Source organism: Buchnera aphidicola (Rhopalosiphum maidis) (assembly GCF_003671935.1).
Lineage (GTDB): Bacteria > Pseudomonadota > Gammaproteobacteria > Enterobacterales > Enterobacteriaceae > Buchnera > Buchnera aphidicola_AL.
Window position 1 is genome coordinate 604,511 of the sequence record NZ_CP032759.1, and the last position, 14,711, is coordinate 619,221.

The 14,711-nt window shown below is 28.2% G+C and carries 13 protein-coding genes; 3 read left to right on the plus strand and 10 right to left on the minus strand.

What is annotated here, in order from left to right:
- Positions 1-35 precede the first annotated feature (35 nt).
- From nuoJ to ndhC, 9 genes are all read right to left on the minus strand, one after another.
- Positions 36-527, minus strand: a complete 492-nt coding sequence (gene nuoJ / locus D8S97_RS02950; protein ID WP_158361557.1) for an NADH-quinone oxidoreductase subunit J — start codon at positions 525-527, stop codon at positions 36-38.
- Positions 528-541: 14 nt separating this feature from the next.
- Positions 542-1,084, minus strand: coding sequence for an NADH-quinone oxidoreductase subunit NuoI (gene nuoI / locus D8S97_RS02955; protein ID WP_158361560.1), 543 nt, complete (start codon positions 1,082-1,084; stop codon positions 542-544).
- A gap of 21 nt (positions 1,085-1,105) precedes the next feature.
- A complete protein-coding gene (nuoH, locus tag D8S97_RS02960) occupies positions 1,106-2,074 on the minus strand; it encodes an NADH-quinone oxidoreductase subunit NuoH (RefSeq protein WP_158361563.1) in 969 nt (322 codons plus the stop codon).
- Positions 2,071-4,803: an NADH-quinone oxidoreductase subunit NuoG gene (gene nuoG / locus D8S97_RS02965; RefSeq protein ID WP_158361565.1), complete on the minus strand. Its 2,733-nt coding sequence runs from the start codon at positions 4,801-4,803 to the stop codon at positions 2,071-2,073. The genes nuoH and nuoG overlap by 4 nt, the downstream gene beginning before the upstream one ends.
- A 75-nt stretch (positions 4,804-4,878) precedes the next feature.
- Positions 4,879-6,222: an NADH-quinone oxidoreductase subunit NuoF gene (gene nuoF, locus D8S97_RS02970; RefSeq protein WP_158361567.1), complete on the minus strand. Its 1,344-nt coding sequence runs from the start codon at positions 6,220-6,222 to the stop codon at positions 4,879-4,881.
- A complete protein-coding gene (gene nuoE, locus D8S97_RS02975) occupies positions 6,219-6,698 on the minus strand; it encodes an NADH-quinone oxidoreductase subunit NuoE (RefSeq protein WP_158361570.1) in 480 nt (159 codons plus the stop codon). The genes nuoF and nuoE overlap by 4 nt, the downstream gene beginning before the upstream one ends.
- A gap of 31 nt (positions 6,699-6,729) precedes the next feature.
- On the minus strand, positions 6,730-8,523 hold the full coding sequence (gene nuoC, locus D8S97_RS02980) for an NADH-quinone oxidoreductase subunit C/D (protein ID WP_158361573.1): 1,794 nt from the start codon (positions 8,521-8,523) through the stop codon (positions 6,730-6,732).
- A 110-nt stretch (positions 8,524-8,633) separates the two neighbouring features.
- On the minus strand, positions 8,634-9,305 hold the full coding sequence (locus tag D8S97_RS02985; protein WP_158361699.1) for a NuoB/complex I 20 kDa subunit family protein: 672 nt from the start codon (positions 9,303-9,305) through the stop codon (positions 8,634-8,636).
- 57 nt (positions 9,306-9,362) lie between these two features.
- Positions 9,363-9,743: an NADH-quinone oxidoreductase subunit A gene (gene ndhC, locus D8S97_RS02990; protein WP_158361574.1), complete on the minus strand. Its 381-nt coding sequence runs from the start codon at positions 9,741-9,743 to the stop codon at positions 9,363-9,365.
- A 361-nt stretch (positions 9,744-10,104) separates the two neighbouring features.
- Here ndhC and dnaK point away from each other — a divergent pair, with 361 nt between their 5' ends.
- Both dnaK and dnaJ read left to right on the plus strand, forming a co-directional pair.
- Positions 10,105-12,024, plus strand: a complete 1,920-nt coding sequence (gene dnaK / locus D8S97_RS02995) for a molecular chaperone DnaK (RefSeq protein WP_158361577.1) — start codon at positions 10,105-10,107, stop codon at positions 12,022-12,024.
- Between the two features lie 109 nt (positions 12,025-12,133).
- Positions 12,134-13,270: a molecular chaperone DnaJ gene (dnaJ, locus tag D8S97_RS03000; protein ID WP_158361580.1), complete on the plus strand. Its 1,137-nt coding sequence runs from the start codon at positions 12,134-12,136 to the stop codon at positions 13,268-13,270.
- 57 nt (positions 13,271-13,327) lie between these two features.
- Here the strand turns inward: dnaJ and rpsT are convergent, their stop codons facing one another.
- A complete protein-coding gene (rpsT, locus tag D8S97_RS03005) occupies positions 13,328-13,597 on the minus strand; it encodes a 30S ribosomal protein S20 (protein WP_158361583.1) in 270 nt (89 codons plus the stop codon).
- Between the two features lie 161 nt (positions 13,598-13,758).
- Here rpsT and ribF point away from each other — a divergent pair, with 161 nt between their 5' ends.
- Positions 13,759-14,703 (plus strand): bifunctional riboflavin kinase/FAD synthetase, encoded by a 945-nt coding sequence (gene ribF / locus D8S97_RS03010; RefSeq protein WP_158361586.1) that lies wholly within the window; start codon positions 13,759-13,761, stop codon positions 14,701-14,703.
- Positions 14,704-14,711: the final 8 nt, after the last annotated feature.

Consider the following 14,711-nt stretch of genomic DNA (forward strand, 5'->3'; position numbering starts at 1 on the left):
TATCCTTATAAGAATTAAAAATGACTATTTTTAATTCATTTTTTTTCTTTTCCAACATGAAAAACAACAACTAAAGAAGATAATAAAAGTAAAGAAGAAAGTTCTACTAATAACAAATATGGACCAAATAAATTAATACCTACTTCTTTTGCATCAATTACAGTAAAATATATTTGTTTGTCTTTAACAAAAAAAACAACGTATGCCATCAATAAAAATAACATTAATGATAAACAGCCCGGAACTATCCAAAAGATAGGGCTTAAGTATTTTTTCTCTTGAAAATCATGCTTTTCACCAAGATTAAGCATCATAATTACAAAAACAAATAAAACAATAATTGCTCCAGCGTAAACAATAACCTCTAAAGCACCAGCAAAAAAAGCACCGAATATAAAAAAAATACTAGATATTGATAAAAGTGAAATTATTAAATATACTAAAGAATAAACCGCATTTTTTTGAATGATGACTAATAAAGTAGAAATAACTGCTATCAAAGAACACATATAAAAAACAAATTCCATTAAACTACTCCCACTTATGGCAATAAATCTTTCACATTAACTGGTTTTAATTCACTTTCTAATTCACCCGTTTTTTTATCTTTGATAACTACACCAGAAACACGATAAAAATTATAGTCTGGGTATTTTCCAGGACCTGAAATTAATAAATCTTCTTTTTCATAAACTAAATTTTTTCTTTTAAAATCTGATAATTCAAAATCAGGCATTAGTTGAATAGCAGCTGTAGGGCATGCTTCTTCGCATAAACCACAAAAAATACAACGAGAGAAATTAATTCTAAAAAATTCTGGATACCAACGACCACCTTCTTTTTCAGATTTTTGAAGAGAAATACAATCAACTGGACAAACTACAGCACATAAATTACAAGCCACGCAACGTTCTTCTCCATTTATATTACGTGTTAAAATAACTCGACCTCGATATCGAGGAGATAAATATAATTTTTCTTCTGGATACATTTTAGTTTCAGATTTAGAAAATATGTTTTTAAAAACTATCCACATACTTCTTATTTGCACTAAAAATCCAATAACAATTTCTTTTAAAGTCATACGATGATCTCTTAATACAACTTATATTAATATGAAAAAAGCTGTTATAACTAAATTTAATAGTGTTAACGGTAAACAAATTTTCCATCCAAAGGACATTATCTGATCGTACCTAGGTCTTGGTAAAGAAGCTCTGATTAAAATAAAAATTAAAATAAAAAAAACTGTTTTTAAAAGCAACCAAAAGAAACTAGGTCCCCAAAAACCAAAATATCCCCCAAAAAATAATGTCGATGTTAATGCTGAAACTGTAATAATTGAAATATATTCACCAATAAAAAATAAACCAAACTTCATACCAGAATACTCGATATGATAACCATCAGCCAACTCCTGTTCAGATTCAGGTTGATCAAAAGGATGTCTATGACACACAGCTATACCAGCTATAAAAAAAGACAAGAAACCAAAAAATTGAGGTATAAAATTCCAAATTTCTTTTTGACTGTTAATAATATCTATTATTTTAAAAGATCCAGATCTAGCGACTACACCCATCAATGATAAACCTAAAAACACTTCATAACTCAAAGTTTGAGCAGAAGCACGAACAGCACCTAATAAAGCATATTTATTATTGCTTGACCAACCAGCAAATAATACTGCGTAAACTGATAAAGCAGCCATCATTAGAAAAAATAAAATTCCTATATTTAAATTAATTATCAAAAAATTCGGCGCAAGTGGAATTATTGGAATAACAAATAATAAAGAAATAAAAGCTATAATTGGAGATAAAATAAAAATCACTTTTTTACTAAACAATGGAACCCAATCTTCTTTAAATAAAATTTTAATCATATCTGCACATAATTGTAAACTTCCAAACCAACCGACTCGATTAGGACCATGTCTATTTTGAAAAAATGCTAAAAATTTACGTTCAACAACACTTAAAATTGCTGAAAAAAATATAATAAAAATTACAATTAGTGTTATCTGTAAAATTTTAAATAGTATTTCATAAAAATTTATTCCTAAATTGCTCATCTAATAAATTCCCGTAAACATTTAATTTTTTCACCAATAAGAGAAATAGGAAAGCCTTTTCTTCCTATAGGTAAACCTATTTGTTTTGGATTTAAATATTTAGATAATCGTATTGTTAAACGAAAATCTTGATTTAAACAATTAAACTCTACTATAGAATTTTTTTTAAAACCTAATTCCAATCCATCTAGTTCACTAATCAATACATATTCTAAAGGTATATTTTCTTTTATAATAGATGAATATTGAGTTAATTCTTCATTTCCGAAAATATGATAATATGGAATGATATACCAATATTTTTCTTTAAGAAAACTATTGGAAGAAAAATTAAAATAAATATCTGAAACTTTTTTGTTATCTTTAAATACATGAATACCAGAATCACCTGATATTAATTTCTTTCCTACTTCTTTTTGAAATTTATTCCATGCTTGTGGTGAATTCCATCCAGGAAACCAAGCAAATGGAATATGTGATATAGATTCATTCGGTTGATTGTAACCTTCCATGGAAAATGAAAACATTGTATCAATATCTTTTTTTTGAGAAGGTTCATGTACATCAATATTTGCTCGTAAAGCTGTTCTACCACTTGAACGATGTGGAGAACGAGCTATCTTTTGACCATTTATACGAAAGAAAGAATTAGGGCCTTCTTTTTTTATTTTTCTAAAAATTGGATATTTATTGGAATATGCAGAAATGACATCATCTAAATTTAACCAAGATATTTCTTTTTTTTCAATTTTACTTTTAATAAAATGCAACCATTTCCAGCTTACATGAAGACAATTTTTTTTATTATAAAAAGTCGGGTCATATACTTGAAAAAAACTCTGTGCTCTACCTTCAAAATTTAATATCGTACCGGAACTTTCTGCAAAACTCAAAGCAGGCAAACTAAATCCAGCATTGTTGTATGTTTTGGTATATAGATGATCTATAGCTATAATATTCTTATTTTTTTTGAAAAAAGTATCACAATCGTGTTTAGATATATAACGATATAAATCGTATTCCATAAAAATTATGGCATCTGCTTCTTTTTGTTTTAGTTTTTCTAATGCAGTTTCTATAGAAAAACCACCAATTAATCCTAATCCTAAAGTATTTGAAGAAGAAGTTAAAAAAGTCACACCAACGTGATTAATATTTTTTTGATGAATTGATATAGCTATGTTTATAGAAGCCTTAATAATAGACGTGCTAAAAGAATGAGAACCAGAAATAATTAATACTTTCTTTGAAAGCATTATTTTTTTTGCAATTAAAGATGCTTTTTTAATTAAATGAGAATTTAAAGATGAAATATCAGGTAAAGTGTTATCTAATTTATTGGCAATAGCACGTATAAATTTTACTTGTTGACTAACTGACGCAAAATAACACCAATCAGCAACATTATCTAATTTGCTTTCATGTGTGTTGGTAATATACAAAGAATTCTTACAACGTTCTGAAATTTGAGATAACGCAGAAGCATTCCATTCTGGAATTCCATTCAATTTAGCTAAATTTTTAGCTTTATTTTTCATAGCTTGACGTACTGCTAATGCAACACGAGGAGATGTTTGTGTTAAATCTTCGCCTAAAATTAAAATGGTATCATAACTTTCAATCTCTTTTAAAGATGGGATATACAATTGATTATTATTTAAAGTATTTAGAATTAATTTAACACAAGAATACTCTTTATTAGACATTCCATTAGAAAAATTTTCCCTACCAACTAATTCTTGTAAAGCAAAATTATTTTCTATGCTAGAACGAATAGAGCCAACGCCTATTATATTTTTATAACGTTGGAAAAAATTCGCAGCAAATTCTATTGACTTGTTAAAACTTAATATTTTTGGATCATTTTCTATCGTAGATAAAATAGGATTTTTAGGTCTATTTTTTAAATAAGTATGAGAATATCCAAAACGTCCAAGATCACAAATTAAATAATGATTTATATTTTCATGATATCTATTTTCTATACGACGTACTTCACCATATCGTTCTCCGATACTAATATTACAACCAACACTACAATTTTGGCAAATTCCTGGAGCATACTGCATATCCCATTTACGACTATATTTTTTAGAATGAGTTTTATCTGTAAACACCCCAGTAGGACATATTTCTATCAAATTACCTGAATGTTCATTTTCTAATACACCATCTTCGATACGACCGAAATAAATATTATTATTGGTACCATAAACATCTAAATCAGTACCATCTGCATAATCTTTATAATATCTAACACAACGATAACATCCAATGCATCGATTCATTTCATGCTTGATAAATGACCCTAAATATTGATTTTTATGCGTTCTTTTAGAAAATCTATAACTTCGAAAGTTATGACCGGTCATGACAGTCATATCCTGTAAATGACAATTTCCACCTTCTTCACATACTGGACAATCATGAGGATGATTTGTTAATAAAAGTTCTATGATGCTACTTCTAAATTTTTTAGATATATCATCATTAATAGAAATAATAGTCCCATCAACTACAGGTGTCATACAAGACATAATCAACTTTCCTTGATTATCTGAAGAACTATTATATTGTGTAACGGCACATTGTCGACATGCTCCTAAACTTCCTAATACAGGATGCCAACAAAAATAAGGGATATTCAAACCAGATGATAAACATCCTTGTAATAAGTTATCTGATTCACTCATACAATATATTTTTCCATCTATATAAATTCTAGCCATAATAGAAGAGTTCCAAAAAAACTTTTATTTTCATAAAAATATCTTTATTAATAGAAATTATTTATATAAAAAAAATTAAATTTTTGGAATAAATTTATTTGATTGAATTCCAAGAACGTTTAAATTTAATTTTAATTTTTTCGTACTAACACCAGCTTCAAATTCTGAACGAAAATACTTTATAGCACTTTGTAAAGGTTCTACTGCACCAGGAGCATGAGCACAAAAAGTTTTTCCTGGGCTTAAATGTACGCACAACCTCTCTAAATTTTCTATATCATTTTCTTGACCTTCTTTTTTCTCTAAACTTTCTAATATTTTCACAATCCAAGGTAATCCTTCTCTACATGGTGTGCATAAGCCGCATGATTCACGAGAAAAAAATTTTTCTATGTTACAAACTAGAGAAACCATATTGGTTTTATTATCTACAGCCATAGCAAGAGCTGTTCCTAAACGACTTCCTGCTCTGGCGATGCTGGTAAAATCCATCGGTAAATCTAAATGTTTTTCAATAAGAAAATCTGTTCCTGCTCCACCAGGTTGCCAGGATTTTAAAGACAAACCCGATTTCATTCCGCATGCATAATCTTCTAAAATTTCACGCGCAGTAATTCCAAAAGGTAATTCCCAAACGCCAGGATTGTTTACTTGTCCTGAGAATCCCATTAATTTAGTGCCACTAGTATCAACACTTCTAGATAATTTTTTATACCAATTGACACCATTTAATACAATAGATGGAACATTGGATAGTGTTTCAACATTGTTAACACAAGTAGGTTTTCCCCATAACCCAAACACTGCAGGAAAAGGTGGTTTAGCTCTTGGATTAGCTCTTCGGCCTTCTAATGAATTGATTAAAGCAGTTTCTTCACCACAAATGTAACGACCAGCACCAGTATGTAAAAAAAGTTCAAAGCTAAAACCACTATTTAAAATATTAGAACCAATAAAACCAAAATTAATTGCTTCTTGTATAGATTTTTTTAAAATATGTTCAGCTGTAATATATTCACCTCGTAAAAAAATATAACCACGAGAAACATTTAAAGCAAATGATGACAACAATATTCCTTCAATTAATTGATGAGGTATATTTTCCATTAAAAATCTATCTTTGTACGTTCCAGGTTCCATTTCATCAGCATTGCACAATAAATAACGTACTTTAAAGCTTTTATCTGTAGACATTAAACTCCATTTTAAACCTGTAGAAAAACCTGCTCCACCCCTTCCTTTTAAACCAGATTCTTTTATCAAATGTACAACATCTTTCGGACTCATAGTTTTTAATGCTTTTTTTAAACCAAGATAACCGTTTTTTTTACAATATTCTTCAATCCAAACAGTTTGTTGATTATTTTTTAATCTCCACGTTAATGGGTGTGTCTCCTCAGTACGTATAATATTATTCATTTATATAATTCCAGCAAATTTGGTATTAAATCTGGATTTAAACGAGAATGTAAATCTTCGTTAATCATTATAGTAGGTCCTTTATCACAATTGCCTAAACAACAAACTGGTAATAAAGTAAATCTACCATCTTTAGTAGTATTACCTGTTTCAACACACAAATAATCTTCTAAAAATTTTTTTATTTTTTCATAACCTGTTAAATAACAAACTACACTATCACAATATCGAATAATGTTGCGTCCTACAGGTTGACGATAAATTTGACTATAAAAAGTAGCTACACTTTCCACTTCACTTGGATTAAGGTTAAGTATTTTTGCAATTTCTACAATTGCTTGATCAGAAATCCAACCTCGTTTTTTTTGAACAATTTTTAATGCTTCTATTGAAACTGATCTAGAATTTTCATAATATTTTTTTTGTTTTTCTATTTCATTAATTTCAAAGGAAGTTAAAGTAAATGTCGTAGAAATTTCTTTTAATTTTCTTTTTTTTTATGCATAATTATCTATCCACGTCTGACATAACAAAATCTATGCTGCCTAAATATACAATTAAATCTGATATTAAACTTCCTCGAATAACTGAAGGTATTTGTTGTAAATGCGGAAAACTAGGTGTTCGTATTCTTGTTCGATAACTCATCGTACCACCATCACTTATTAAATAATAACTATTAATACCTTTAGTTGCTTCAATCATCTGAAAGCTTTCATTAGCGGGAATGACAGGACCCCAAGATACCTGTAAAAAATGAGTAATCATTGTATCTATATCTTTTAAAACGCGTTCTTTGGGAGGAGGAGTAGTTAACGGATGATCAGATTTAAAAGGACCTTCTGGCATATTTTTTAAGCATTGTTTTAAAATAACTAAACTTTGATATATTTCTTCTACTTTAATCATAACTCTCGAATAACAATCGCTTATACCTGTCCCTACAGGAATTTCAAAAGTATAATTATGATATCCAGAATAAGGACGCCATTTTCTTACATCTAAATCTAATCCTGTAGAACGCAAACCTGCTCCTGTCACACCCCATTGTAATGCTTCTTTCTGATTGTACTCAGCAATTCCTTTAGAACGATTTATTAAAATAGGATTTTTTAAAGCTAATTTTACGTAATATTTTAATCTTTTTGGCATCCATTCAATAAATTCTTTTAATAAAATGTTCCATCCTTTAGGTAAATCATGAGCTACTCCACCAATTCGAAACCAAGCAGGATGCATACGAGCACCAGTAATCGCTTCAATTAAATCATATATTTTTTGACGATCAGTAAAAGCAAAAAAAACAGGTGTCATACATCCTACATCCTGAATAAAAGTAGAAATATACAGAAGATGACTGTTTATTCGAAACAATTCAGATAACATTACTCGAATTACTTCTACTTTTTCTGGAACAGAAATATTAGCTAATTTTTCTACTGCTAAGACATAAGGCATCTCATTAACACAACCACCAAGATATTCAATGCGATCAGTATATGGAATATAGCTATGCCATGATTGTCTTTCTGCCATTTTTTCTGCTCCACGATGATGATAACCAATATCAGGAACACAATCTACAATATTTTCACCATCTAATTGTAAAATAATTCTAAATGCACCATGAGCAGAAGGATGATTAGGTCCTAGATTTAAAAACATAAAATCTACATTATTATTTTTTCGTTTCATCCCCCATAACTCAGGTTTAAACTTTAACTGTTCCATTTCTAAATCTTCTTTCTGTTCATCTAAAAAAAAAGACTGATGTTCAGTTGCTCTAGCTGGATAATCTTTTCTTAAAGGAAATCCCTTCCACGAATTAGGCATGATAATGTGAGTTAAATTAGGATGTTGATCAAAAATAATACCAAACATTTCCCATGTTTCACGTTCATACCAATTCGCATTGGGAAATAAACTAGTAAAAGTCGATATGTTTAAATCATCTTTTAACAAAGGAACTTTAATTAAAATATCACTATTTCGTTCAACAGATATCAGATGATAAAAAACTGAAAAATCTGCTTCAGGTAAATTTTCTCGATTTAATCGAAAACGTTCATCTATACCATGCAAATCGAAAAGCATGTTGTAAGGCTTAGGTAAATTAAACAAAAATTTACCAACCTTTAACAATAAAGATTTATTTATCCATATTATTGGAAAATCTATACTAGTTTTTTGTAAAACACAAAAATCTTTACCAAAAAAATCAAATAAATCTTTAAGAATGGATTTTTCTTTACAATTATTTTTAATTAAAATAGTATTTTTTTTTTTATTTTCATCTATCATAGATTTCTCATTTTTTTATTAACCTAAAAAAATTTTAATATTAATAATCTATTCAAAAAAATATTGATCTAGTAGTATATAGTATGAAAAATTTATTTTTTAAGAAAAAATTAGATTTTTTCTGAAGTTGGAAGATTAACCACGGAAATTCTTCTTTTTCTATTTTGAATTTTTTCTGATATCATTTTCTTACGGTATACACCTTGCTCTCCAATTACCCAAGACAAAGGTCTTCTTTCTTCATTAATTGATTTTTGAAGTACTGTTAAAGCATGTATATACGCTTCAGGTCTCGGTGGACAACCAGGAATGTAAATATCTACTGGTAAAAATTTATCTACTCCTTGTACAACAGAATAAATATCGTACATACCACCGGAATTAGCACATGATCCCATAGAAATAACCCATTTTGGTTCCAGCATCTGATCATATAACCTTTGAATAATAGGAGCCATTTTAATAAATGGAGTACCTGCAATTACCATAACATCCGCTTGTCTTGGAGATGCTCTTAGTACTTCAGAACCAAAACGTGCAACATCATGTACAGAAGTAAATGCTGTAACCATTTCAACATAACAACAAGACAAACCAAAATTGTAAGGCCAAAGAGAATTTTTTCGACCCCAATTCACCACTTTATGAAGTAGTTTGCTAATTTTACCTATAAAAACGTTTTTCTTTAAATATCCTTCTACAGGATCTGTAGTAGATTGATTTGTTTGATTTGGATAATGTTTCTTATTTTTTCCATCTGCTCTGGTTAAAATATAATTCATTTTTTCTTTCATCTAATTAAATCCTAAATATAATCAATGTCAATATTTTTATTATTATCAAGATGTGACCCAATTTAAAGCTTTTATTCGAATTAAATAAAATAATGATAAAATAAGAAACAGTATAAATACAGTTGCTTCACAAAATCCTGTCCATCCCGATTCAACTATACTAACAGACCATGCGTATAGATAAAGCGCTTCAACATCAAAAATTACAAAAAACATTGCAATTAAATGAAATTTCACAGAAAAACGAAGATGTGTATTGCCTATTGGAACAATACCAGATTCAAAAGGAGTGTTTTTATATCTTGACGATGATCTTCCACCTAAAAACCAACTTATAAAAAGCATAAAAAAACAAAAAAATAAAGTAAAAGAAATGAAATAAAAAAAAGATAAATACTCAGTGAGCTCTATTGTATTTTTTAGCATTTTATATTCCTATAAAATATCAAAATATTTTTGCAAATACTGTAGTTAAAGAGTCTATTGTATATTAATAAAAAATGTAATGTATTTCATGATCAGAATAATTAATAAAAAAATAAAATATACATTAAAAACATAAAATAATAAATTATGTTCATTAAAAATAAAAAGATTGTATTCAAAAAATTCATTTTTTTTATACTTAGACCTTGATGACTAGAAAAAAGACCCCATCTAATAATCATTAAACAATATATAAAAATATAAAAATACAATCCTATGTAGCTAATTAAAAAGCCAAAAAAATGGCCGCATAAAGGTTGCACACCCAATTTATCAAAAAATCATAAATAGGAGAATTTCAATGGGTAAAATTATTGGTATTGACTTGGGAACAACCAACTCTTGTGTTGCCATTATGGATGGCAACAAACCGCGTGTTTTAGAAAACTCCGAAGGAGATCGTACAACACCTTCAATTATTGCGTATACTCAAAAAGGAGAAGTTTTAGTAGGACAACCTGCTAAACGTCAAGCTATAACTAATCCCAAAAATACATTATTTGCTATAAAAAGATTAATTGGCAGAAAATTTAAAGATGATGAAGTGCAACGTGATATAAAAATTATGCCATATTCTATTATTAATTCAGAAAATGGTGACGCATGGATTGACGTGAAAAAACAAAAAATGGCACCTCCTCAAATTTCTGCAGAAGTTTTAAAAAAAATGAAAAAAACTGCAGAAGACTATTTAGGAGAATCAGTAAAAGAAGCTGTCATTACAGTTCCTGCTTATTTTAATGATGCTCAGAGGCAAGCAACTAAAGATGCAGGTAGAATTGCAGGATTAGAAGTTAAAAGAATTATTAACGAACCTACAGCTGCAGCGCTTGCTTATGGTCTAGATAAAGGTGAAGGAAATAGAACAATAGCAGTATACGATTTAGGTGGAGGAACTTTTGATATATCTATTATTGAAATTGATGATGTTGATAAAGAAAAAACATTTGAAGTTCTTGCTACTAATGGAGATACCCATCTTGGTGGAGAAGACTTCGATAGCAGGCTAATTAATTATTTAGTACAAGAATTTAAAAAAGAACAAGGTATTGATTTAAGAAATGATTCATTAGCTATGCAACGTTTAAAAGAATCTGCAGAAAAAGCAAAAATAGAATTATCATCAGCACAAGAAACTGACGTAAATCTACCATATATTACAGCTGATTCTAATGGACCTAAACATTTAAATATTAAGGTTACTCGTTCAAAATTAGAATCTTTAGTAGAAGATCTAGTTCTACGTTCTATTGAGCCACTAAAAGTAGCATTAAAAGATGCGGGACTATCTATTTCAGATATTAATGATGTAATATTAGTAGGCGGTCAAACAAGAATGCCTATGGTACAGTGTAAAGTAGCAGACTTCTTTGGTAAAGAACCTAGAAAAGATGTCAATCCAGATGAAGCAGTTGCAGTTGGTGCTGCAGTTCAAGGAGGTGTACTTTCAGGAGATGTTAAAGATGTTTTATTGCTTGATGTAACTCCATTGTCATTAGGAATTGAGACTATGGGTGGTATAATGACTTCGTTAATAAATAAGAATACTACTATTCCCACTAAACATAGTCAAGTTTTTTCAACAGCAGAAGACAACCAGTCAGCTGTAACAATACATATACTTCAAGGCGAAAGAAAAAGAGCATTAGATAATAAATCTTTAGGACAATTTAATCTAGATGGAATTGAACCTGCACCAAGAGGAACAGCACAAATTGAAGTTACATTTGATATTGATTCTGACGGTATATTACATGTATCTGCAAAAGATAAAAAAACTGGAAAAGAACAAAAAATCACCATTAAAGCCTCTTCTGGTCTTAATGAAGAAGAGATAAAAAAAATGATTAATGACGCTGAAGCTAATTCTGAAGCAGATCGAAAATTTGAAGAACTAATTCAAATAAGAAATCAAGGTGATCAATTAATACATAGTATTAAAAAACAATTAGATGAAAACAAGAATAAAATAGAAAGTATAGAACTAGAAAAAATTAAATCAGCTTTAGATGAATTAGAAAAATCATTAAAGGGAGAAAATAAATCTGAAATTGAAAAAAATATTCAAAATCTCTTAAAAATTTCATCTAAACTAACAGAAATAAATCAAAATAAATCAAAAGAAGAAAATTTAAAAAAAGAAAATCAATCATCTGAATCAGAAAAAAATGAAAACGTTGTAGATGCGGAATTTGAAGAAATAAAAGATCCTAAAAAATAATAAACTTTAATCTGAAAAAAGAAAAAGTTATAACAGTATTTAAAACCAGCACGGGCGTAGAAAAAATCTACGCCCGTGCACTTATTTTCAAAGCAGGAAGAACAGTAATATGACAAAAAAAGATTACTATCAAATTTTAGGAATTCCAAAATCAGCTGAAGAAAGAGAAATTAAAAAAGCCTATAAACGATTAGCAATGAAATACCATCCTGATCGTAATCAAGGAGATAAAAATGCTGAAAATAAGTTTAAAGAAATAAAAGAAGCATATGAAATTTTAATTGATGAAGAAAAAAGAACTGCATATGATCAATATGGACATGCTGCTTTTGAAAACGGTTATAATCAAAATAATACTTATAATACTTTTACTAATTCTACAGATTTTGGAGATATTTTTGGAGATGTTTTTGGTGATATTTTTGGAGGAAGTAGAAATCAAAGAGTGAAAAAAGGAGCTGATTTATGCTATAATATGGAAATTTCCTTAGAAGAAGCAGTAAAGGGAACAACAAAAGAAATTCGTATTCCAACATTTCAAAAATGCAAAACTTGTTATGGTACAGGAGCTAGCACTGGAACTAAACCAAACAACTGTTCAACATGTCATGGAAAAGGACAAATTCACATTAGAAAAGGATTTTTTACTGTTCAACAATCATGTCCGACATGTCATGGAAGAGGTACAGTAATTAAAAACCCATGCCATATATGTCGAGGACAAGGCAGAATAAAGATAAATAAAACATTATCGATAAAAATTCCACCAGGTATTGATACTAATGATAGAATTCGATTGAATAACGAAGGTGAAGCAGGAACAAATGGCGCGCAATCAGGTGATCTTTATGTACAAATGACAGTTAGCAAACATCCTATCTTTGAAAGAGAAGAAAATAACCTTTACTGTGAAGTACCAATCAATTTTACTATGGCTGCGCTAGGTGGAGAAATAGAGGTACCTACATTGGATGGTAGAGTAAAATTAAAGATACCACCTGAAACTCAATCAGGAAGACTTTTTCGCGTTAGAGGTAAAGGCGTAAAATCAGTACAAGGTAAAATTCGAGGAGATTTATTATGTCGTGTCGTAGTAGAAACACCAGTTAATCTAAATGAAAAACAAAGATATCTTTTAAATGAACTAGGAAATAGTTTTGATGGATTTCGAGGAGATAAAAATAGTCCACGTTCAAAAAGATTTTTTGACGGTGTAAAAAGATTTTTTGATGATTTAACAAAATAAAAAATTATAAAGTATTGCTTCTTAAAAAAATTAGAGGCAATACCATTTAAAAAAAAATTAATTTTTGTGCAGTTTTGCAATTTTTAACGATAAAATAGATTTATATCTTGCAGCTTTATTTTTATGTATTAAACCCTTAGTTGCATATTTATCAATAATAGGTTGCATATTCTTAAAAGCATCGTATGATTTTTCTTTATTTCCAGACACTATAGCTAAACGAACTTTTTTTATAAAAGTACGAATTTTTGAACGTTGACTAGCATTTTTCTTACGACGTTCTTCTGAAGTTATAGAATCTTTTTTAGCAGATTTAATATTTGCCAATTTTAACTCCTAAATATAAAAAATAAATTTTAAATAGTTTTTTAATGAATTAAAAATTTTTATATCAATAAAAACAACATTATATATTAGTCAGAATAATACATCAAAATTATTTCTAAAATAAATAAAAAATTATTTCATTTCATTAGGTTAATTTAACAATGAAGCTCATACGAGGCATTCATAATCTAACAAAAATAAATTCTAATTCAGCTGTAAGTATTGGCAATTTTGATGGCATACATCTAGGGCATCAAAAATTGCTTTCTAATTTATACGAAGTAGGAAAAAAATATAATATACCAACTATAGTTATTTTATTTGAACCACAACCATTAGAATTTTTACATAATCATAATCCCCCTAAAAGACTTACCACATTACAAAATAAAATCAAGTACATTCAATTATGGAATATCGATATTATTTTATGTATTAAATTTAATGAAAGTTTTTCATCTTTAAGTCCAGAAAAATTTATAAAAAATATTTTAATAAAAAAATTAAATATAAAATTCATAATAATTGGAGACGATTTTAGATTCGGATCAAAAAGAAATGGAAATATATCTCTTTTAAAGAAAATTGGACATCAATATAAATTTAAAGTTATAGAAGTTAGTGCATTATTATATAAAAATAAAATTAAAATAAGCAGTACTAATATAAGAAAATATTTATTAGAAAATAAAATTGAATTAGCGAAAAAGCTACTTGGTCGTCCATTTAGTATTTTAAGTCGTGTAATTCATGGCAATAAAATAGGACGAAAATTAGGATATCCAACAGCAAATATATTTTTAAATAAAAATATACCGTTAAATAACGGAGTATATGCTGTAAAAGTTTCATGTTTATTCAATAAAAATTTTATAGGAATATGTAATGTTGGAATCAAACCAAGTTTTTTGCATTCAAAAAAAAACAGATTTCTTGAAGTTTATTTATTTAATTTTAATCTAAATTTATATGGAAAAAAAATAGAAGTGTTTTTGCACAAAAAAATAAGAAATGAATCTTTTTTTTCTTCTATAGAAGAATTAAAAAAACAGATATCTAAAGATATTAAAATTGTTAAAAAATATTTTAACATTAATGATTATTAAAATAAAAA

Bases quoted from the DNA above. Each gene is read 5' to 3' on its own strand.
- nuoI (WP_158361560.1), bottom strand. From the start codon at position 1,084: ATGACTTTAAAAGAAATTGTTATTGGATTTTTAGTGCAAATAAGAAGT.
- dnaK (WP_158361577.1), top strand. From the start codon at position 10,105: ATGGGTAAAATTATTGGTATTGACTTGGGAACAACCAACTCTTGTGTT.
- ribF (WP_158361586.1), top strand. From the start codon at position 13,759: ATGAAGCTCATACGAGGCATTCATAATCTAACAAAAATAAATTCTAAT.
- D8S97_RS02985 (WP_158361699.1), bottom strand. From the start codon at position 9,305: ATGAATTATATTTTAACCAGAGCAGATGGAAAAAATAAGAAACATTAT.
- nuoF (WP_158361567.1), bottom strand. From the start codon at position 6,222: ATGAATAATATTATACGTACTGAGGAGACACACCCATTAACGTGGAGA.
- nuoC (WP_158361573.1), bottom strand. From the start codon at position 8,523: ATGATAGATGAAAATAAAAAAAAAAATACTATTTTAATTAAAAATAAT.
- nuoH (WP_158361563.1), bottom strand. From the start codon at position 2,074: ATGAGCAATTTAGGAATAAATTTTTATGAAATACTATTTAAAATTTTA.
- dnaJ (WP_158361580.1), top strand. From the start codon at position 12,134: ATGACAAAAAAAGATTACTATCAAATTTTAGGAATTCCAAAATCAGCT.
- nuoG (WP_158361565.1), bottom strand. From the start codon at position 4,803: ATGGCTAGAATTTATATAGATGGAAAAATATATTGTATGAGTGAATCA.
- ndhC (WP_158361574.1), bottom strand. From the start codon at position 9,743: ATGCTAAAAAATACAATAGAGCTCACTGAGTATTTATCTTTTTTTTAT.
- nuoJ (WP_158361557.1), bottom strand. From the start codon at position 527: ATGGAATTTGTTTTTTATATGTGTTCTTTGATAGCAGTTATTTCTACT.